Raw genomic sequence first — 19,404 nt, forward strand, 5'->3', positions numbered from 1 at the left:
ACGCGAACAACACATGCTGGACGGCACGCGTAGCTCCTGCGCCGACCTCGACCCGACATCTCCGGTGTCCGAATAGCTTTCGAGTCGGCTTGGCAGGAAGAGGTGTGGCGCGGACCATGCCCCCTCGAGGAGGTGGCCGTGTTTATCGAGTCGACCTCGTGCGGCGAACGTCTCGGCTCGGCAAGAGGCTGTCCCACAATCTTGTCGGGGTGCGTTCGGGATCCATCAGTTCGTTTTCCGCCAGGACGCTGTCCTCGTTCGCGACGGTTTCGGGGTCGAATCGGACCAGGGTGCGGCCTTCGCCGCGCAGCGCTTCGACGGTGCGCACGAGCGAGGATGTTTCGGCGAGGGTGGCGTCGAATTTCGCGGGGTCGGCGTCGAGGTGTTCGCAGAGCAGGCGGCGGCGGATGCCGAGGATGGTCTCGCGGAGGACTTCGCCGTCGGCGGTCGTCGGGGTGACCTCGACGGCGAGGTCGCATTCGGTGTCGAAGCCCATCGATCGATTGTTGAGGTTCGATGATCCGACCCGCAGGAGCCGGTCGTCCATCACCAGCACCTTGGCGTGGACATAGATGGGCGCACCGGCGGCGGTGACCGGGTAGTAGACGCCGAGCCGGTGGTGGATGTCGGCTTTCCACAGCAGATGCAGGAGGCGTCGGCGGGCGCCGTCCATTGCCGCTTGCTCCAGCCAACCATCGGCGTTGCGGGGGAGTACCAGCACGATCTCCGGGCCGTTCGGTTCGCGCAGGCGCGCGGCGATCGCCTCGGCGAGGGTGCGCGACGCCAGATACTGGCTCTCGATGTACAGCGCGCGGGTGGCGCCCGCGATCGCCGCGCGATACAGCGCCTCGATCTCGCGGACCTCGGCGCGGTCGGCGAGCTCGGGGAGAGTTCGGGCGATCCCCACATCGACGGAGCGCATCGTCGGCTCCAGGTCTTCGGGCCACGGCGTTTCCCCGGCGATCTCGTCGACCGGGCTCAGTTCTTGCCCGGTAGCCGATTTCCACCTGGCGGCGGCCAGTTCGCCGATCGCCTTCGCCGCGGCGCCGTCCACGGCGGTGGTCGCATCGTGCCAAGGGCCGTAGCGGTCGTCGTTCGGCGCGGTTCGGTAGGTATTGTCGTCGCGGTGGTCGCGGGTGTCCCAGCGGTCGACGGTCATGTCGATGCCGCCGCAGAACGCGAGTTGGTCATCGATCACGATGATCTTCTGATGGTGCGCCGCGCCGACGGGGTGCGCGCCGTCGATTTCGAAGTGCAGTCGTCGGTCGGTCATCCAATTGACGACGAAGATCGGTGTCATCCCCCGGCCGATCGCGGCGAACGCACCGACATTCCATTTCAGCAGGTAGATCTCGAGATCCGGACGTTGCTTCGGCAGCCAGGACAGGAATTTGCCGAGCCGATCGGGCCCTTCGAGGGTCTTGCCCTGCGGTTCGAACTTGATCCGGGTGTCGAAGTCCCAGCCGATCAGCACAATGCGTTTGCGAGCCCGCAGCATCGCGGCCTTGGCGTAGTGAAAATAGTCTGCCGCGTCGATGATGCAGGCCAGGCGATCTGCCTGGGCGATCTGCCAGCAGGTTTCGCCGGGAGTGAGGATTTGTCGCTCGTCGCTCATGTGTCGTCTATCCCGTCGTTCGGCACCTGTCCCCGCAGGTGAACGATTCACAATACTGGGTGGGCCGCCGACCACTCTGGGCCGCTGCCCGCCGCTCCGGTCGACGACACGTCGCCGTTGGTGCGTGCCTGCCTGATGTCGGGGCCGAACCGTGTGAATCTTGGGTGTTGTACCTAGGCGTGATCAATCTCGGACCCAGTATTCGATGCATGAACGATGCAAAATTCGGGAGTTGATGCCACAATGGGCGATGTGGATGCAGAGCGAGTAGCTATCGCGATCCAGCGCTGCCGTGCGGCGCCGAGCGAAGACGGTTCTGCGCAGTTCGCAGAGTGGCTCGACCGTACACAGCGCTCGGCGCGCGATCACGTCGATGAGTTCGTCCGGGCGCGTTGCGCGGCGGAACTGGATCCAGAAGGGTTCTCCTTACCTGGTCGGCTGATGATCGACTTCGCGTCGGGCGGCAAGTGCGTACGGTCGGTGTTCGTCTATCTCGGCTGGCTGTGTGGCGGTCTCGGTGAGTCCGAACCCGCGCTGCGCGCGGCCGCGAGCGCGGAGCTCCTGCACGCGTTCGCGCTCGTACAGGACGACGTGATGGACGAGTCCCAGGTCAGGCGGGGACGGAAGTCGGCCCATCTGCGTCTCGCCGCGTGGCACACCGATCAGGGGTTGTCTGGATCGTCGGCCCGATTCGGTGAGTCGGCGGCGATCCTGCTCGCCGACCTGTACTTGGTGTGGGCCGAGCGCATGCTGCGTGAAAGTGGCGTAAGTCCCGCTGCGTTGGATCGGGCATGGCCACGTTATGACTCGATGCGCAGCGAACTGGCGGTAGGTCAGCTCGCGGATTTGTCCAACGACGCGAACCGCGTTCCGACCTTGGACGCGGTGATGGACATCGCGCGCCGCAAGTCCGGCAACTACACCGTGCGCCGACCCCTCGAGCTGGGTGCGGCGATGGCCGATTGCGACGAGACGGTGATGCGCCTTCTCGGTGAATACGGCGAAGTGATCGGGGAGGCATTCCAGATTCGCGATGACCTGCTCGGCATCTTCGGCGACCCCGCGACAACCGGCAAACCGACCGGCGACGACGTTCGGGAACGGAAGGCGACCACCGTGATCGCGCTGGCCGATCAGCTGGCCGAGCCGTCGGATCGCGCCCGGCTACGAGATCTCTGGACGAAGAAGGTCATCGATGAGCGAGACGTGGCGCTCGCACAGGCGGTGGTCACCGACAGTGGCGCAGGACAGTGCGCTGAACAGATGATTGGCGACCGCGTCGACCATGCGCGTCGACTGCTCGACGTCGCCGATCTCGAACCCTCGGTGGCTGATTCTCTGCACCGAATGGCGCTGCTGTGCACACACCGTACGCACTGACCGCCGTCACCACCGACTGAAAGGTAACGATGCGAACGATCTCGGGAAGAACCGATGAGGTGGTCGTCGTCGGTGCCGGTCTGGCGGGTCTGGCCGCGGCGTTGCACCTGGCAGGACGCGGTCGCAGTGTCACAGTGGTGGAGCGTGAGATGTTCGCCGGTGGTCGAGCGGGACGCCGCGATGTCGATGGCTATCTACTCGACACCGGGCCGTCGGTGCTCACCATGCCCGATATCGTTGCCGACACCCTCGCCGCGGTGGGTGAGGATCTCGACTCCCGGTTGGACTTGTTGCCGGTCGTTCCTGCTTACCGCGCGCACTTCGCCGACGGCAGCGGGTTGGATGTTCACAGCGACGCATCGGCGATGGACGAATCGGTCCTGGCCTTCGCCGGACCCAAGGAAGTCGACGGGTATCGCCGACTGCGCGCGTGGATGAGCGAGCTGTACCGCGTCGAATTCGATCGGTTCATCGCCGCGAACGCCGATTCTCCACTCTCGTTGCTGACACCGGCGCTCGCGCGGCTGATCGCGTTGGGCGGATTCCGGCGCCTCGACAGGGCGATCGGATCCTTTCTGACCGACGAACGACTGCGCCGGGTATTCACCTTCCAATCGCTCTACGCGGGCGTGTCGCCACAACGAGCGTTGGCGCTGTATGCGGTGATCTCCTACATGGACACGGTGGGCGGGGTCTACTTCCCGCGCGGAGGAATGCGCGCGCTACCGGACGCCCTCGCCGCCGCCGCTGTCGATGCCGGTGTGACGTTCTGTTACGGCGAGACAGTTCACGACCTGGAACGGCGCGGTTCCAGGATCACCTCGGTGCTCACCGATCGCGGTCGTCGAATCCCTTGCGATGCCGTCGTTGTGGCGACTGAACTTCCCACCGCCTACGAATTGCTCGATCGCTCACCGCGCCGTCCGATCCGCTGGCGTCCGGCACCCTCTGCGGTCGTCATGCATATCGGAATTCCCGCCACGGTGCCGACGGCACATCACAACCTCGTCTTCGGCGAAGCATGGAAGCAGACCTTCGACGAACTGATCGGTGCGGGGGAGTTGATGTCTGACCCGTCGCTGCTGGTGACCCGGCCCACCGCGACCGACCCCGGCCTCGCCCCGAACGGGCGCGATCTGTTCACCGTTCTCGCTCCGGTACCCAACCTCTACCGCAGCAAGGACTTGGACTGGGATCGTCGCGCCACCGCCTACGGCGAGGAGCTCGCGGCGATCGTCGAGGACCGGTTGGTGCCGGGCTTCGTCGAAAACGCCGAGATCATGCACGTGGATACTCCCGCCGATTGGGAACGGCAGGGCATGCTGGCCGGTACTCCGTTCTCACTCGCGCATACCTTCGCCCAAACCGGCCCCTTTCGTCCCGCGAACATGCCACGCGGCACGGCCAACGCGGTGCTGGCCGGCTGCGGCACCGTGCCCGGCGTCGGGGTGCCGACGGCCCTGTTGTCGGGCCGTCTCGCCGCCGACCGCGTCACCGGCACGGTGTCGACCTCGCGGGCCTCGACTGCGACCAGGAGTGATCGACGATGATGCACACCGAACTCGACGCCGCCGGCATCCGCGCTGCGGGGCTGCGGGAGTCCTATCAGAAATGCCGGGACCTCAACGCGCGCCATGGACGCACGTTCTTCCTCGCCACTCGATTGCTCGCGCCCGCCCAACGGCCGGCGATCCACGCGCTCTACGGCTTCGCCCGATGGGCCGACGACATCGTCGACGAACCCCCGGCCGACGCTGCCGCCGGCTCTGCGGCGGCACGACTGGACGCGGTGGCGAAGGACTTGCACGACAGTCTTTCCGGGACCCCCGGAGACGACCCGATCCTTGCCGCGCTTGCCGATACCGCCGCCAGATACCGGATCGACCACACCTTGTTCGACGACTTCCTCGACTCGATGCGCATGGATCTGACGGTGACCGACTACCCGGACCGGGCCGCGCTGGATCGCTATATGCACGGTTCGGCAGCGGTGATCGGGCTGCAAGTACTACCGGTGTTGGGCACCGTGGGCGCACAAGCCGATGCCGCGCCGTACGCGGCGGCGCTGGGAAAAGCGTTCCAGCTCACCAACTTCCTTCGAGACATCGCCGAAGACCTCGACCGTGGCCGGGTGTATCTGCCTGCCGACGAGTTGGCTGCTTTCGATGTGGACCGCGCCCGGTTGCAGTGGTGTCGGACGAATCGCCGCACCGATCCCAGGGTGCGATCGGCCCTGGCCGCACAACATGCGATCGCCCGCGACTGGTACCGAGACGCCGACGCCGGAATCGCGCTTCTGCACCCGGTGTCGCGACCCTGTGTCGCCACCGCGGCTGTGCTGTACTCGGAAATTCTCGACCGAATCGAGGAGACCGATTTCGCGGTGTTCACCGCGCGAGCCACCGTGGGCAACGCGCGTCGCACCCGTGTCGCCGGTTCGGCGTTGGCTCGCGCGTTGTGGGCGCGGCGAGGCGGGCGCGCACGCGCAATGACCAAGGCCGAAGGCTGACGTGATCTCTCGAACTCGGCGAAAACAGGCGGTGCGGGTCATCGAACTCGGCGGGGTTCGGGACTACTTTGTGCTGTGAGTACCTGATGCCTCGGAATCCCTGAGCAGATGGGCCGATGGTTTCGCCGTTTGGACCGCGTGTTGTTGACCGAAAGTTAGGTGACACGATGGAACGCTGGCAATACCTGATCGTCATGGGACTTTGCCTGCTGGTGACCCTCCCGTTGGAGTCTTTCGGCGAGGGGGTCTATCGGCGCCCCGCCCGCCTTGCCCGTTGCGTGCTCCCGGTCGCCGCCGTGTTCCTCGTCTGGGACGCGATGGCCATCGCTGCCGGCGTCTGGAGCTACAGCCCGCGCTATCTGACAGGCTGGACGCTCCCGCTGGCGATACCGGTCGAGGAACTGATCTTCTTCCTCGTCATACCGCTGTGCGCACTGCTCACCTACAACGCGGTCGAGTCGATTCTCCAGCGGCTGCACCCCACCGAGTCGTCCTCGGCACCCTCGGAGCGGACCCGGTGACCGGCCTCGGCTATACGCTGCCCGCGCTGGTCGCGGTGGTTCTCGTCTGTGGATGGGAGCTCGCGTTCCTCCGGACAGGGCTGTTCCGTCGGCCCGGCTATTGGCTGTCGATGATCATCGTGCTCAGCTTCCAGATCTTGGTCGACGGCTGGCTCACCAAACTCACCGCACCGCTAGTTCTCTACAACTCCGAACACATCACCGGGATCCGGTTCCCGTGGGACATCCCGGTCGAGGACTACCTGTTCGGCTTCGCCATGGTCACCGCGGTCCTGCTGCTGTGGGAACGCGAACGAATCCGGGATCGGAAAGGTGTGCGCTTGTGAACGACTCTCGAATCGGCGTCGACGGGCTGTCTCGCGACGAGGTCCCGACTGCCTTCGACGCGGTCGCCGATGATTACGACCGCCTCGTCGCGGTGAATCCCGGCTATCACAAACACCTGCGCACCTCCGCGCGCCGGATGCAACTTCCCGACCGCGGGGCAGGGCTGCGACTGCTCGACGCCGGCTGCGGGACAGGTGCTTCCACCGCCGCGTTGTTATCGGTCGCCCCGAAAGCGGAGATCGTCGCTGTCGACGGATCGGCACAGATGCTCGCGCGAGCGCGTGCCAAAACGTGGCCCGATTCCGTCCGATTCGTGCACAGCCGCATCGAGGATATCGAGGCCGCCGGCATTGTCGGTCCCTTCGACGGCATCTTCGCCGCCTATCTCGTGCGCAATCTCGCCGACCCCGACGCCCAGCTTCGCGCGTTCGCCGCACTGCTACGCCCTGGCGCCCCACTGGGGGTGCACGAATACTCGGTCGCGGAATCGAGGTGGGCTCGCATCGTCTGGAACACGGTGTGCCGCACCATCATCGTGCCCGCAGGATGGATGCTCAGCCGCGACGCCACCCTGTACCGGCACCTCCAACGAAGCGTCGTCTCCTTCGACAGCACGTCCCGATTCCGAGAGCGGCTGCGCGAGAACGGCTTCACGGCTGTCTGCAGCGAAACCGTTCCAGGCTGGCAACACGGCATCGTGCACACGTTCCTGGCGACCACCCATCGTTCTCCGAACCTGGATGGGATCGAGCGCTAGTGGACGCTGCTATCGGCCGCGATCGGCGCATCGTTCGCCATGCCGCCGCCCCTCCCATCGGTCGTAAGCCGGGCACCCGCCCGTACGTGGTTGTGGTCGGTGCGGGCATCGCCGGGCTGACCGCCGCTACCGGGCTCGCCGAACGCGGCATCGGGGTCGAGGTGATCGAATGCCAGGAATACCTCGGCGGTCGCGTCGGCGGGTGGACCGACGCCCTTCCCGACAGCACCCAGATCGCGATGAACCGTGGTTTTCATGCCTTCTTCCGGCAGTACTACAACCTGCGGCAATTGTTGCGCCGCACCGATCCCCTGCTGCAGCGCATGACGCGCGTCGACGACTATCCGCTGGTAGATGCCGAAGGCCGACGCGACTCGTTCCGTCGCCTGCCGCTCACACCGCCGTGGAACGCGCTCGCCTTCGCGGCGCGCAGTCGGACGTTTCCGCTGAACGAGTTGCGCCGACTCGATGCCAGGGCCGCGGCCCCGTTGGCGATGGTGTCAGTGCCCGCCATCTACGAGCAGTTGGATCATGTGGACGCGGAAACGTTTCTGCGGAAGATCAAATTTCCCGTCGCCGCGCGCCATCTCGCCTTCGACGTCTTCTCCCGGAGCTTCTTCGCGCCGCCGGCGCAGATGTCGGCCGCCGAGTTGGCCGCCATGTTCCACATCTATTTCCTCGGATCCAGCGAAGGGCTGCTCTTCGACGTGCCGACGTCGAACTACGACACCGCGCTGTGGTCGCCGCTGAGCGAGTACCTCGCAGCGCGCGGAGCCCGGATCCGCACCGGAACGACAGTCACCCGGGTGCAGACGGGCGGAGACCGAACCTTCCGAGTCCACGACGATGCGGGCGGCGTCGTCGATGCCGATGCGGTTGTGCTGGCGACCGATGTCGCAGGGCTGCGTCGTATCGTCGCCGACTCCCCGGATCTCGGCGATTCCGACTGGCGCTCACGGATCCAGGCGTTGCGCAGCGCCCCGCCGTTTCTCGTCCATCGCCTATGGCTGGATCGGCCGGTCGCGCAAGAGAGACCGGCGTTTCTCGCCACCGGCGGCATGCCTCCGCTGGACAACATCAGCGTCCTGGACCGCTACGAGGATCAGGCCCGCTCCTGGGCCGAGCAGCACAACGGTGCGGTGGTCGAACTGCATGCCTACGCACTGTCCGAGGTTCGGACACCGGAGCTCGATCGTGAGATCCGCGCGCAGCTTCTCGCTCGACTGCACCACCTGTATCCCGAGACCGCCGACGCGCGGATCGTCGGTGAACAGGTGCAGTGGCGACAGGACTGCCCCCTGTTCGGAGTAGGCGACCACGCCGCCCGCCCACCGGTTCGCACGCCGCACGACAAGCTGATGCTGGCCGGGGACGGCATCCGTATCGACCTGCCTGTCGCGTTGATGGAACGTGCTGCCACGACGGGCTGGACCGCGGCGAATGCCCTGCTCACGCAATGGGGCTCGGAGGGGCACGACCTGTACACCGTGCCCACCACCGGACGACACGCGGTACTGCGACGTCTCGCCGCGCGCGAAATGTCGAAAGCGGCAATCCAGGAGGAATCTGTATGAGAGACAGGATCTTTCGGCGCTGGCCCACCGGCTGGCCGGTGCAACCTGTCGATTCCGAACGGTGGTCCACCCAGAATCCCACCTACCGCGACGCCGACCCCGCTGTCATCGGCGCGGCACTCGAACGATCGCAGAATCGTCCCTCCGGGAACTGGTACGTCTTCGGCGCGAGCCGTGACGTCCGAAACGATCGGCCTTTCGGTGCCACTGTCGCCGACGTCGAGCTCGTCGCCTGGCGTGACGAGCATCGACAGCTGGTGGTCGGACCCGGCGCATGCCCGCACCTCGGTGCGCCTTTGGCGCAGGCGAGAATCGACTGCGGAGCGCTGGTGTGCCGCTGGCACGGCCTACGGCTCAGCGGGGACGGTGGGCCGGGGTGGGCAGCGCTGCCGTGCCACGACGACGGGGTGCTGGTCTGGGTCCGACTCGACCACATCGGCGACGAACCGCCGTTGGACGCGCCGGTCATCGGTGCTCGTCCAGCCTCGAACAGCGCGATCTCGGCGGTCGCCACCGTGACCGGGGTGTGCGAGCCCGCCGACATCATCGCCAACCGGCTCGATCCCTGGCACGGATCCTGGTTTCACCCGTACTCGTTCGCCCATCTCGAGGTGCTCGAATCTCCCGCGTCCGAACCCGGCGCCGCCGACTCTGTCGAACGGTTCGTCGTCGCGGTCACCTTCCGGGTCGGCGGTCGGCTCGGCGTCCCCGTGCACGCGGAGTTCATCAGCCCGGAACCACGAACGCTGACGATGCGCATCATCGATGGCGAAGGACAGGGCAGTGTCGTCGAAACCCATGCCACTCCACTGGGCGTCGGACCTGATGGACAGCCACGCACGGCGGTCATCGAAGCAGTGGTCGCAGACAGCGCCAGGCGTGGCTTCCGCGTAGCCCGACACGCTGGTGCCGCGCTGAGGCCGCTGATGACACACGCCGCGACCCGATTGTGGCGTGACGATCTCTCCTACGCGGAGCGTCGCTACCAAATGCGCACGCGGAACCGTGCCAGGTGAACACGAAAAAGTGTGCATCAGTTTTGCATCATTTGCTTGATCGCGTCCGTTTCGCTCCTAGGATCACTGGAGGTGACAACCGCATGTCGGCGACCACTCGGCAACCCTGATCAACTCACGGAATTGCCCTCGCACCAGCCCGCACGAGCCTTGGGTGCCCTCTCCTCTGGCCGTCGGCAACCTGGACGAAAGTTCGATGACCGTCGGAAATCGTGGTGGCGAACCCGCCGCCTCGTCGGAAGGAGAAAGCGAGTGAACACGATGAGAAGCAACACGAGAGTAACTGTGGCAGCGGTATCGGTGGCAGCGACGGCGATGTTCGGCCTGGCGGCGTGTTCGTCAGACGATTCGTCATCGGACTCGACATCGTCGTCGATGGCGACAACGTCATCGATGTCGACACAATCGATGGCGCCGACTTCGGGTGCTGCGGCGGGGGACACCCTGGTGGGCCCGGGCTGCGCCGAGTATGCCGCGCAAGTCCCGACCGGGCCGGGTTCGGTCGAAGGCATGGCCGAAGTACCGGTGGCAGTGGCGGCATCGAACAATCCGCTCCTCACCACCTTGACCGCTGCGGTATCGGGTCAGCTGAATCCGCAGGTCAACTTGGTCGACACGCTCAACGGCGGCGAGTTCACAGTCTTCGCTCCGGTGGACGCGGCCTTCGCCAAGGTCGATCCCGCGACCATCGAGAGCTTGAAGACCGATGCACCCACGCTCGAGAAGATTCTCACCTATCACGTGGTGCCGGGCCGGATCGCGCCGGACGCCATCGTGGGTACGCAAACGACGGTGCAGGGTGGCACGGTGACTGTCACCGGCTCCGGTGACGAGCTGAAAGTCAACGACGCCGCGGTGATCTGCGGTGGCATCGATACCGCCAATGCCACGGTCTACCTGATTGATTCGGTTCTGATGCCGCAGTGACAATCTCGTCGATATCTCGACGAGAAACATCGAACACCTCTCTAGGAGATTGACATGAACAATCACCATTACGGGCGAGCAGCAGGAATCGGCTTCGGCGCGGCCATCGCGATCGCGGGTGTGATCGCGATGGCTCCGACTGCCGCCGCAGCGCCAGTCGATTGCCGCGTCCCCGGAGCGGGCATGATCGAGAATTCATCGGACACTTCGGAATGCGCTGCTTCGAGCGTCGGCGGAAGTGCCGCTGCCGCGTTCGGAGTCAATGGATCCGCGGCCGCGCAGGCGGGGCCACAGGGGCTCGCTCTCGCGATCGGCGTCGGCGGAGGCGCGGCAACCTCGCAAGCACAGGGCCTGTCCGGGCCTGCCGCGCTCGCAGTGGGCCCAGGATCGACGGTCGACGTCAGCGGTGTGCGGCCCGGACTGGCGCTCGGGATCGCCGGCGCCGGGGCAAGCGTCACCATCGACGGCAGGACCACACCGACCTGCGTCGGTGGCCCGGCACTGGCCGGTGACTTCCAGACATTGCAGGGCTGCGTCTCCCTCGGGTGACGCGTAGACGGCCGGTGGTGAGTCGAGGTCAGCGGTTGCGGTAGGCGGCGAGGCCACCGAGATCTTCGTTGGCGATGAACACCGAACTCACATTGAGCAGGGAGTGTTCGACGTGGTCGGGGCAACCCCACGCCGCGTCACCCCAGGAATCAGCGACCTTGATCTCGGCCGGTTCGTTACAGCCCGCGGACCCGCCGAGCTCGCAATGCTCAGGACGCGGCACAGCCACCAGCGCTGCTGCGGCACTGTCCATCCGGGCGCTGAGTTCAGCAGCCGCTTCGGCGCGCTGCTCGGCCTCGGTACGCAACTGGTGTTCGATGCGCAGCGCTGTGGCCAGTTCTTCGCGCGCGGCTTCGGCTTGTGCCTCGGCCGCCGCTTTCGCCTGCTCGATGTGGTGGCGCTCGATGGCCAGGGCGGCGGTGTCGGCGAAGACCCGAGCAAGCGCGAGATCGCTGTCCTGCGGGGCGCGCGGGCTGCGGTGATACATGGCGAAGGTTCCCAGCAGGGTGCTGTCGCGGGCCAGAATCGGCGTCGACCAGCACGCTGCCAACTGTGCTCGCCCGGCCAGCTCCCGGAAGTCGTCCCAGAAAGGATCGGTGCCGATATCGGTGACAATGACCGGTTCGCGCCGATGCGCGGCGGTGCCACACGAGCCGACGCCTTCACCCGTGGCGATCCCGTCGATGGCTTCGTTGTAGAAGTCGGGCAGGCTCGGCGCGGCACCGTGGCGTAGATGTCGCCTGTCCGGGTCGGCAAGCAGCACCGAGACCAGTACCTGTTCGGGTGCGAGATCTTCGATCGCGCGCGCCATGCCGTCCAGAACCTCGGCCAGGGGCGCTTGGCGGGCGATCTGCTCGACCAGGGCGCGCTGCTCGGCCATCAGTCGGTGCGCGTGTTCGAGTTGGGTGGTCTCCACGCCGATCAGCCGGATCCCGATCACGGACCCCTCGTCGTTGTGGAGTGGTTCGTAGCTGAAATCGAAGGAGGACCGCACTTTGTGGGCGTCAGCGCCCAGCAGGACCGGAACGGCATGGCTGGTGGAGGGTTCACCGGTGCGATAGACCTGATCCAGTACGGCAAGAACACCGTGCTCGCGTAGTTCGGGCACCAGCTCGGCGAGCGGAATCCCGGTGTGTGCGGGGTCTTTTCCGATCGTGGCGAAAAACGCGGGGTTGGCCGTGTCGACCAGATGCTTCGGGCCCGCGAGCGAGACGAATACAGCGGTGGAATGCCCGAACAGTTCCCGCAGGTCCCGCTCGCTTGCCGAATCCAGCACGCGGGCAACGGGTTCGGTCAGGTTTCGGGCGGGGGTTGTCACAACGTGCCTCTCGTCTGCGGAACAGTGGATTGATCACCCAGCATCGACGAGGCACCACCAGTACCAAACGCTACCGGGCTTGCCACAGGGTTGCCAACGGGGCATCGCGCGGGCCAGATCGTCACGCCGCCCCGGACCGGCTGGGGCCGAGAACGCCCAACTCCGCGAAGCGCGCAATCGACCACCGGCAGGCAACGACTCTCGCCGATCTGGATTTTGAGGAATCCTTCGAGAACACGGGGCTCAATCAGTGGGCTGCCAATATCTCCCGGGCTGCATATGTCCAGGTCGAGCATTTTGGAAGGTATCGTGCACCATCCGGATCGCGGCAACGACGGCACCCGGACCGTATTCGGGCCTGCTGTCGAATTCCTCGTATCGGACTGCGGCCGAGCCGTGGACGATCAACTCTTCGGTGTCGTCCGGATAGAAGCCGAAGCCGACTCCGTCGGTGAGTTCGGTGTAGGGATGGCGACTGGAGAATGCCGTAGTGACCACGCCCTGGCACGGAAAGCACATCACGTCGTCGGCGGCTGCGCGGTTGATCAGCGCCACCAGCGCCGTATCGATCGTTAAGCCGGGACTGCGGAGACCGAGCAGATCGGCCCAGTCCGGAAATGTCGACCGGCGTAGCTGCAACGCCGCTGGTACTCCCACGACCCACGCCCGGGCCCACTCATCGATCGCTGGATCGATGATGAATTCCCAACTCCGCGTATCGAATTCCTCCCGTGCTCGCCGCCGGCGCCGGGAATCCTCGGCGTAGTAGGCCTCGCGAAACGCCGCCGTCGAGCTGTCGACAATCCGGGAATCGCTGTGCGCTCGGTCCCGATCATCCCAGCGTCGCTGAAGGGCGGCGCGCTTCAGATGGGGTTCGTCACCTGACGGCCCTTGCTTCATGCACGCACAGTACCGATGTTCAGTTTCCGCGAAGGGGCCGCAGCGAACGAGCACTGTCGTCGCGATAACCGAGCTGACCGGCCTGGAACTGTGTGGTCACACCCTAGGTGCTGAGGAGGATATCCGACATCAGGTGCTTGATTCGGGCAGCGCCGCATTCGGGATGGTCGGCTCCCATCAATTGCTCCAGGTCGACGACGAGGGCGAGTGCGGCGTGGACGAGGACTTGGGCGTGCGCGGGCGGTAGGGAAGGCCGGGCGGCGGTGACGAACTGGGCGCAGGCCTCGATGGCGAGTCGCTGACGGTGGTTCATCGTCGTGCAGTCGGCAGCCGGGAGATTGGCGATCTCGGCGTGGTACACGAAGGACAGTCCGGGCTCGGTGATCGATTCCTGGACATAGCTCTCGATCAGCTGGGTCAGCGCGGCCTGCGGGTCGCCGTCGGAAGCAGCGGTCACGGCGGTCGCGATTCGGTCGAGACGACGATGGAACACGGCGGTGAGCAGGTCACCTTTGCTGCGGTAATAGCGGTAGAGCGCCGACGCGGAAGGCAGCCCGGACGCGGTCGCAATGTCCTCGACGCTGACGACGGGGTAACCGCGGGTACGGAACAGTTCGACAGCTCGGTACATCACCAGTTCGTGGTGATGCCTTCGCACCGCGGGAAATTCACTGTCGGCGGGCACGATGGTCGGAAGCGTGGTGCCGACAATCGTTGTGCAAGTCGTGGCCAGAATCTCGGCCAGTTCTGGGGCCGGGACACGGGTGCGGTGGTCGCAGACACTGGTGATCACGCTCATCAACGCACTGGCGAGGACGGAGCATTCCGCGCCGGACAACTCGGGTCGCATCTGTTCGATCCGATCGCGCAGAGCAGCTTCGGCGACGGCGACCTGATCCAGCAGAATTCGCCGGTCGTCGTCGTCGAGGTAGCGGTGCTGCCATCGCAGTAGCGCACCGCAGCCACGGTTGGCGAGCGCGGCACCGATCATGGCGTCGACGGTGAAGTCGAACTTGCGCCGAGGATCCCAGTTCCGTGCAGTCTCGGGCAGGCGCACCACCCGCACTCCGAGTTCGCTGAGCCGTAGCGTCTCCTGCCGGAACAGGCTGTATTTGCTGGGGAAATGCCGATACACAGCGGCGTGGCTGATGTCCAACTTGGCGCCGATTTCGTTCATGCTCACACCGTGCAGTCCTCGTGCACCGAAGGCTTCGGCGGAGACCCGTGCGATGTGCTCACGACGGTCGGCCGGCCTCCGCCGGACCGGCGCAGGGCTACTCGGCTTCGGTGTGGGACCAGGCGCTGTCTTTGCTGTGTGAACTTCACCAACGGCCATGCCCCGACACTAGTGGTGGAACACGTTCCGCAGCGGGTTCCAGGCCATCTCCGCAGGAACTGAATCGAAGGTCACATATCAGAAGCTCATCATCGGCAAAAGACCATTCAGTCTGCAGTGACGTGTCCGTGCGGTCCGGGGCCATCGGCTAAAACATCAGAAGCACGGGTAACTTGAGTCTGGTCATTCAGTCGGTCCCGGCGGTAGAACGACCGTCTCGCATGCGTCCGCAGCACGTCGGCGATCGCGAGCACTGACTTCGGCCAGTCAGTGGCGCTCTTCGAGCCCGACGGCTTCTCGTAGCCGATCCGCGGCTACCCGGAGTTCGGGATCGGTGGACGCGGAGGAATCCAGGAGCGCGGCCAGTGCCTCGGCGATGACATTGAGTTTCTCTTGCGCGGCCTCGCTCGCGCGGCGGCCTGCGTTCTCGAGCAGCACCACCAACAGCAGCGTGAAGACGCTCGCAACGGTGTGAATGGCAACCTGCCACGTTTTGAGGTCCGTCCACCACGGCAAGCTGACCAGCCACGCCGTGACGATCCCGGCGCAGACGAAGAAGAACGGAGCCTGACTCACTCGCAGCTCGGCCTGCTCGACGAACCGATCGAACGGCGACCGGCGATCACCTCCGCCACGGCTGCGCGCGGCTTCACTGCGGCGGCGCTCCATCACCGAATTCTAGGCGCATCTCACCCCTGACGCAGCCGGACCGACGTCGCCGTCGGACATTCCTTTATCTGTTCACTTGGACAGATAAAGGGCGTAGTGTTCTGATAGGTGAACGGCAGCACCGTGGCAATGCATATGAGCGACGGGATCGTCGATGCGCCGACATCGCTGATCTTCGCGGGGATCGCGGCGGTGGGACTCGGGCTCGCGGGCTGGCGAGCGCGGGCTGAACTCGATGAGCGTGCCGCGCCGATGGCAGGGCTGGTAGCCGCGTTCATCTTCGCGGTCCAGATGGTGAACTTTCCGATCCTGCCCGGTGTGAGTGGGCACCTGCTGGGTGGGGCGCTGGCCGCGATTCTGGTCGGGCCCTATCTCGGGGCGTTGTGCATGGCGGTGGTGCTGGTCGTGCAGGCGCTGTTGTTCGCCGACGGCGGGCTGACCGCACTCGGCACCAACATCACGAACATGGCCCTGATCGGTGTCGGCGCGGGATATCTCGTCGCTCGGGCCGGGACAGCGCTGCTCCGCCGGCGGCGCGATACGGGGGTGGGTGTCATGGCATTCGTCGCCGCTTACATCGGAACCCTCTGTGCCGCGATGGGTTTCGTCATCGAATACGCCATCGGCGGGGCTGCGGGCTCCACGGTCGGGGCGGTCGCGGGGTACATGTTCGTCACCCACGCGTTGATCGGGATCGGGGAAGGCGTCATCACCGCGATCACCGTGGTGGCGGTAGTGAGCGCACGACCGGATCTTGTCTATGTGCTGCGTGCCGCTGGACCGGTGTCCGCCGAAATTTCTCCCGCTCGCGTGCGGCTGTCCTTCACCGGTTTCCTGTGGGCGTTCGCCGCGGCCGCGGTGCTCGTCGCCGGCGGGCTCTCCTATGCCGCGAGTTCGCAGCCCGACGGGCTCGACGCCACCACCCGACGCGGGTGCTCCACGGTCGAGGTGAACGGGGCTGAGGAACTGCACGGTGAGTGCATCGCCCGAAGCGCCGAGGAACACCGGTTCGTCGGTTCTCCGCTGGCGGACTACGCGATCGACGGCAACAGCGATCTGGCCGGTCCGGCAGGCGTCGTCGGTGTCGGGGCCGCCTTCGTCGTGCTGTTCGCGGTGGTCCGCACGATCCGGATCGGCCGAAGCGGATCGCGCCCGGCAACCCGCGAGGGTGACGTCGCGGCGCGGTCGGATACGGAGCGGGAGTAAGTGAGCGCCTCTGTCCACCGGCTGTATCTGGCGGGGAATTCACCGGCGCATCGGGCGCCGACCGAGGTGAAGATCGTCTGCGCGGTGGTCGCGGTGTTCGCGGTCGTGGCGACACCACGGGAGTTGTTGTGGCCGTTCGGCTGTTATGCCGTGGGCCTGGTCGCGCTGTGGCGGTGGTGGGGAATCGGGCTGCGCTGGATCGCGCCGCGTCTGCTCATCGAGTTGCCGTTCGTCATCTTGGCGTTCCTGCTGCCCTTCGCCGCCGGGCAACCCCGCACCGACGTCTTCGGGCTGTCGCTGTCGGTGACCGGCCTCTATGCCGCGTGGGGCATCATCGCGAAAGGCACTATAGGCGTGGGCATCTCACTGAGCTTGGCCGCGACGACGAGCGTGCGCGCCTTGCCCGAAGGGCTGACGCGGCTGCGCGTTCCCGGCACGATCGTCATGATCGTGGTTCTGATGCTGCGCTATGTCGACGTGCTGGTCGACGAGGCGGCGCGGATGCGGCTGGCACGGATCTCACGCGGCGACGACCCACGCACACTGCGCCAAGCCGGTGCGACCGCACGCGGCGCGGGCACCCTGTTCCTGCGATCCTACGAACGCGGCGAACGAGTTCATCTGGCCATGCTGTCGCGCGGATTCGACGGCACCGTGCCCGATGTCGGCACCCCGCCTGCCACCCGCGGGCAATGGCTGCTCGGCTGCCTACCCGCGGCCGCCGCGATCGCGGTCTGCGCGGGTGCTTGGATGGTGCGGTGACCGAACCGACGGCACCCGCGGTGCGTGTGGTCGACCTGACGTTCGCCTATCCCGACGGGACCGGCGCGCTGAACGGGGTGAACCTGCGGATCGCGCCGGGGGAGCGGGTGGCCGTCCTCGGGCCAAACGGCGCGGGCAAATCCACCTTGATGCTGCATCTGAACGGGGTACTCACCGCCACGTCGGGGGAGGTGCACATCGGCGGTGTGCGGCTGGACCGCAATAGTGTTCGCGCCATTCGGCAACGGGTCGGGGTGGTGTTCCAGGACCCAGACGACCAACTGTTCATGCCGACCGTGGAACAGGACGTCGCGTTCGGGCCCGCCAACTTCGGTGTCCGCGGCGACGCCCTCGCCGAACACGTACGCGAGGCGCTGGACGCGGTGGGGATGACCGATCGTGCCGGGCGCTCACCGGCGCACCTGTCGCTCGGGGAACGCCGCCGGGCCGCACTGGCCACGGTGCTGTCGTGTCGACCGGAGGTCCTCGTCCTCGACGAGCCCGCCGCCAACCTCGATCCGGTGGCCCGCCGCGAGCTCGCCGAGATCCTGTTGTCGCTGCCGACCACCATGCTCGTGGTGACCCACGATCTGCCCTACGCGCAACGGATTTGCGAGCGGGCCGTCATCCTCGACGCCGGCGAAGTCGTTGCCGACGGCCCTACCGCCGACATCCTCGGCGATGCCGCGCTGCTCGCCGAACACCGGCTCAGCTGAGCATGTGCCGGTCCGGCCGACCATCGCGTGGGTGGGTTGCTCAGGAGTAACCTGAGCGGTGGGTTCATCCCTCGACGAGCCGAGACTGCGATGCACGAGATGGCGATCACCCAGAGTGTCATCGACGCCGTATGCGAACACGCGGCGGGAGCACAGGTGCACAGCGTGCTCCTGGAAGTGGGCGTGCTGTGCGCGGTCGTTCCGGAGGCGATGCAGTTCTGCTTCGAACTCGCTGCCGAGGAAACCCTGGCCGAGGGCGCGCGTCTCGAGATCGACGTGGTACCCGGCCGGGCGGCCTGCCGAAGCTGTGGCGCCGAATTCACTGTGCTCGAGCCGATCGCCCTGTGCGAGTGCGGCAGCGCCGATGTCGAGATCAGAGCCGGGCACGAACTCCGAATCCGCTCGATGGAAGTGAGCCGAGAATGTGCGCAACCTGTGGATGTGGCGACGACGACGCCGCGGTGATCACCCTCCCGCACGAACACGAACACGAACACGAACACGAACACGAACACGAACACGAACACGAACACGAACACGAGCCGCACCGGCACAGCCATGGTCACGGCGGCGATCACGTGCACCTGCCGGTGACTGAGACCATCACCCTCGAGCAGAAAGTCCTGGCCAAAAACGACCTGTTGGCCCAGCGCAACCGGGAATGGCTCGCCGCTCGCGACATCCTGGCGCTGAACATGACCAGCTCACCCGGTGCGGGCAAGACCACGTTGCTCGAACGCACGATCCGCGAGTTCACCGAGGTGCCGATCGCGGTGATCGAGGGCGACCAGGCGACCCTTCTCGATGCCGAGCGGATCGGGGCGACGGGCTGTCGGGTCGTGCAGATCAATACCGGTGCGGGCTGTCATCTCGACGCCGAGATGACCTACCGCGCGCTGGAGTCCCTCGATCCCGCACCCGGCACGCTGCTGTTCATCGAGAACGTCGGCAACCTGGTGTGCCCGGCACTGTTCGACCTCGGCGAACGCGGCAAAGTCGTGGTTATCTCGGTGACCGAGGGCACCGACAAGCCGCTGAAGTATCCACACATGTTCGCCGCGGCATCTCTGGTCCTCGTCAACAAGATCGATCTGCTGCCCTATGTCGACTTCGACCTGGATAAATGCCGGGAATACGCGGCGACGATCAACCCGCACGCGCAGATCCTGCCACTGTCGGTGACCAGCGGTTCCGGCATGGCGCAGTGGTACGACTGGCTCCGGCGGCAGCGATCGGCAACTATTGAGGATCGTGCACCGGCGACATAGACTGACGTGATCAGGATCACAACGTAGGTTCCCGCGAGCCTGCGATCCCGCTTC

General features: G+C 66.0%; 20 protein-coding genes and 1 pseudogene. 16 read left to right on the forward strand and 5 right to left on the reverse strand.

Annotation, left to right across the window (positions count from 1 at the left end):
* Positions 1 to 142 precede the first annotated feature (142 nt).
* Positions 143 to 1,615, reverse strand: coding sequence for a phospholipase D-like domain-containing protein (locus IBJ82_RS23090; RefSeq protein ID WP_194828054.1), 1,473 nt, complete (start codon positions 1,613 to 1,615; stop codon positions 143 to 145).
* A 243-nt stretch (positions 1,616 to 1,858) separates the two neighbouring features.
* On the opposite strand from IBJ82_RS23090, the gene IBJ82_RS23095 reads away from it, so the two are divergent.
* The 10 genes from IBJ82_RS23095 (at position 1,859) to IBJ82_RS23140 (ending at position 11,175) form a co-directional block, all read left to right on the forward strand.
* On the forward strand, positions 1,859 to 2,995 hold the full coding sequence (locus IBJ82_RS23095; protein ID WP_370585440.1) for a polyprenyl synthetase family protein: 1,137 nt from the start codon (positions 1,859 to 1,861) through the stop codon (positions 2,993 to 2,995).
* 29 nt (positions 2,996 to 3,024) lie between these two features.
* On the forward strand, positions 3,025 to 4,545 hold the full coding sequence (crtI, locus tag IBJ82_RS23100) for a phytoene desaturase family protein (protein WP_194828056.1): 1,521 nt from the start codon (positions 3,025 to 3,027) through the stop codon (positions 4,543 to 4,545).
* Positions 4,542 to 5,504, forward strand: coding sequence for a phytoene/squalene synthase family protein (locus tag IBJ82_RS23105; RefSeq protein WP_194828057.1), 963 nt, complete (start codon positions 4,542 to 4,544; stop codon positions 5,502 to 5,504). Before crtI ends, IBJ82_RS23105 begins: the two co-directional genes overlap by 4 nt.
* A gap of 167 nt (positions 5,505 to 5,671) precedes the next feature.
* Entirely contained in the window at positions 5,672 to 6,025 is a 354-nt protein-coding gene (locus tag IBJ82_RS23110) for a lycopene cyclase domain-containing protein (protein WP_194828058.1), read from the forward strand.
* Entirely contained in the window at positions 6,022 to 6,351 is a 330-nt protein-coding gene (locus tag IBJ82_RS23115) for a lycopene cyclase domain-containing protein (RefSeq protein WP_194828059.1), read from the forward strand. Before IBJ82_RS23110 ends, IBJ82_RS23115 begins: the two co-directional genes overlap by 4 nt.
* Positions 6,348 to 7,109, forward strand: a complete 762-nt coding sequence (locus IBJ82_RS23120; RefSeq protein WP_370585441.1) for a class I SAM-dependent methyltransferase — start codon at positions 6,348 to 6,350, stop codon at positions 7,107 to 7,109. Before IBJ82_RS23115 ends, IBJ82_RS23120 begins: the two co-directional genes overlap by 4 nt.
* Positions 7,109 to 8,683 carry an NAD(P)/FAD-dependent oxidoreductase gene (locus IBJ82_RS23125; RefSeq protein ID WP_194828060.1) on the forward strand — a complete coding sequence of 525 codons (1,575 nt, stop codon included), beginning with the start codon at positions 7,109 to 7,111 and terminating at the stop codon, positions 8,681 to 8,683. The genes IBJ82_RS23120 and IBJ82_RS23125 overlap by 1 nt, the downstream gene beginning before the upstream one ends.
* Complete coding sequence (locus IBJ82_RS23130; RefSeq protein ID WP_228537554.1) at positions 8,680 to 9,699, forward strand: DUF5914 domain-containing protein; 1,020 nt, start codon at positions 8,680 to 8,682, stop codon at positions 9,697 to 9,699. Before IBJ82_RS23125 ends, IBJ82_RS23130 begins: the two co-directional genes overlap by 4 nt.
* A 261-nt stretch (positions 9,700 to 9,960) precedes the next feature.
* Positions 9,961 to 10,626, forward strand: coding sequence for a fasciclin domain-containing protein (locus IBJ82_RS23135; RefSeq protein WP_194828431.1), 666 nt, complete (start codon positions 9,961 to 9,963; stop codon positions 10,624 to 10,626).
* Between the two features lie 54 nt (positions 10,627 to 10,680).
* Entirely contained in the window at positions 10,681 to 11,175 is a 495-nt protein-coding gene (locus IBJ82_RS23140; RefSeq protein WP_194828061.1) for a DUF6764 family protein, read from the forward strand.
* Positions 11,176 to 11,203: 28 nt separating this feature from the next.
* On the opposite strand, the gene IBJ82_RS23145 is transcribed toward IBJ82_RS23140, so the two are convergent.
* The 4 genes from IBJ82_RS23145 to IBJ82_RS23160 form a co-directional block, all read right to left on the reverse strand.
* The gene (locus IBJ82_RS23145; RefSeq protein WP_194828062.1) at positions 11,204 to 12,493 is read right to left on the reverse strand and encodes a GAF domain-containing protein; all 1,290 of its coding nucleotides are present in this window, start codon (positions 12,491 to 12,493) and stop codon (positions 11,204 to 11,206) included.
* A gap of 243 nt (positions 12,494 to 12,736) precedes the next feature.
* On the reverse strand, positions 12,737 to 13,393 hold the full coding sequence (locus tag IBJ82_RS23150) for a hypothetical protein (protein WP_194828063.1): 657 nt from the start codon (positions 13,391 to 13,393) through the stop codon (positions 12,737 to 12,739).
* Positions 13,394 to 13,496: 103 nt separating this feature from the next.
* On the reverse strand, positions 13,497 to 14,729 hold the full coding sequence (locus IBJ82_RS23155) for a TetR/AcrR family transcriptional regulator (protein ID WP_194828064.1): 1,233 nt from the start codon (positions 14,727 to 14,729) through the stop codon (positions 13,497 to 13,499).
* A 267-nt stretch (positions 14,730 to 14,996) separates the two neighbouring features.
* Positions 14,997 to 15,398, reverse strand: coding sequence for a low affinity iron permease family protein (locus IBJ82_RS23160; protein WP_194828065.1), 402 nt, complete (start codon positions 15,396 to 15,398; stop codon positions 14,997 to 14,999).
* A gap of 129 nt (positions 15,399 to 15,527) precedes the next feature.
* On the opposite strand from IBJ82_RS23160, the pseudogene IBJ82_RS34780 reads away from it, so the two are divergent.
* From IBJ82_RS34780 to hypB, 6 genes and pseudogenes are all read left to right on the forward strand, one after another.
* Positions 15,528 to 16,172 (forward strand): annotated as a pseudogene (locus IBJ82_RS34780) (energy-coupling factor ABC transporter permease); the annotation flags it as partial.
* 36 nt (positions 16,173 to 16,208) lie between these two features.
* Entirely contained in the window at positions 16,209 to 16,604 is a 396-nt protein-coding gene (locus tag IBJ82_RS34785) for a PDGLE domain-containing protein (RefSeq protein ID WP_370585470.1), read from the forward strand.
* Positions 16,605 to 17,366 carry a cobalt ECF transporter T component CbiQ gene (gene cbiQ / locus IBJ82_RS23170; RefSeq protein WP_194828067.1) on the forward strand — a complete coding sequence of 254 codons (762 nt, stop codon included), beginning with the start codon at positions 16,605 to 16,607 and terminating at the stop codon, positions 17,364 to 17,366.
* Positions 17,363 to 18,082, forward strand: a complete 720-nt coding sequence (locus IBJ82_RS23175; RefSeq protein ID WP_370585442.1) for an energy-coupling factor ABC transporter ATP-binding protein — start codon at positions 17,363 to 17,365, stop codon at positions 18,080 to 18,082. The genes cbiQ and IBJ82_RS23175 overlap by 4 nt, the downstream gene beginning before the upstream one ends.
* Before the next feature lie 90 nt (positions 18,083 to 18,172).
* Positions 18,173 to 18,547, forward strand: coding sequence for a hydrogenase maturation nickel metallochaperone HypA (locus IBJ82_RS23180; protein ID WP_194828069.1), 375 nt, complete (start codon positions 18,173 to 18,175; stop codon positions 18,545 to 18,547).
* Positions 18,505 to 19,350, forward strand: a complete 846-nt coding sequence (gene hypB / locus IBJ82_RS23185) for a hydrogenase nickel incorporation protein HypB (protein WP_194828070.1) — start codon at positions 18,505 to 18,507, stop codon at positions 19,348 to 19,350. Before IBJ82_RS23180 ends, hypB begins: the two co-directional genes overlap by 43 nt.
* Positions 19,351 to 19,404 lie beyond the last annotated feature (54 nt).

The organism is Nocardia sp. XZ_19_231 (assembly GCF_015355705.1).
GTDB lineage: Bacteria > Actinomycetota > Actinomycetes > Mycobacteriales > Mycobacteriaceae > Nocardia > Nocardia salmonicida.

Bases quoted from the DNA above. Each gene is read 5' to 3' on its own strand.
- IBJ82_RS23090 (WP_194828054.1), bottom strand. From the start codon at position 1,615: ATGAGCGACGAGCGACAAATCCTCACTCCCGGCGAAACCTGCTGGCAG.
- IBJ82_RS23095 (WP_370585440.1), top strand. From the start codon at position 1,859: ATGGGCGATGTGGATGCAGAGCGAGTAGCTATCGCGATCCAGCGCTGC.
- crtI (WP_194828056.1), top strand. From the start codon at position 3,025: ATGCGAACGATCTCGGGAAGAACCGATGAGGTGGTCGTCGTCGGTGCC.
- IBJ82_RS23105 (WP_194828057.1), top strand. From the start codon at position 4,542: ATGATGCACACCGAACTCGACGCCGCCGGCATCCGCGCTGCGGGGCTG.
- IBJ82_RS23110 (WP_194828058.1), top strand. From the start codon at position 5,672: ATGGAACGCTGGCAATACCTGATCGTCATGGGACTTTGCCTGCTGGTG.
- IBJ82_RS23130 (WP_228537554.1), top strand. From the start codon at position 8,680: ATGAGAGACAGGATCTTTCGGCGCTGGCCCACCGGCTGGCCGGTGCAA.
- IBJ82_RS23135 (WP_194828431.1), top strand. From the start codon at position 9,961: ATGAGAAGCAACACGAGAGTAACTGTGGCAGCGGTATCGGTGGCAGCG.
- IBJ82_RS23140 (WP_194828061.1), top strand. From the start codon at position 10,681: ATGAACAATCACCATTACGGGCGAGCAGCAGGAATCGGCTTCGGCGCG.
- IBJ82_RS23150 (WP_194828063.1), bottom strand. From the start codon at position 13,393: ATGAAGCAAGGGCCGTCAGGTGACGAACCCCATCTGAAGCGCGCCGCC.
- IBJ82_RS23155 (WP_194828064.1), bottom strand. From the start codon at position 14,729: ATGGCCGTTGGTGAAGTTCACACAGCAAAGACAGCGCCTGGTCCCACA.
- IBJ82_RS23160 (WP_194828065.1), bottom strand. From the start codon at position 15,398: ATGGAGCGCCGCCGCAGTGAAGCCGCGCGCAGCCGTGGCGGAGGTGAT.
- IBJ82_RS23180 (WP_194828069.1), top strand. From the start codon at position 18,173: ATGCACGAGATGGCGATCACCCAGAGTGTCATCGACGCCGTATGCGAA.
- hypB (WP_194828070.1), top strand. From the start codon at position 18,505: ATGTGCGCAACCTGTGGATGTGGCGACGACGACGCCGCGGTGATCACC.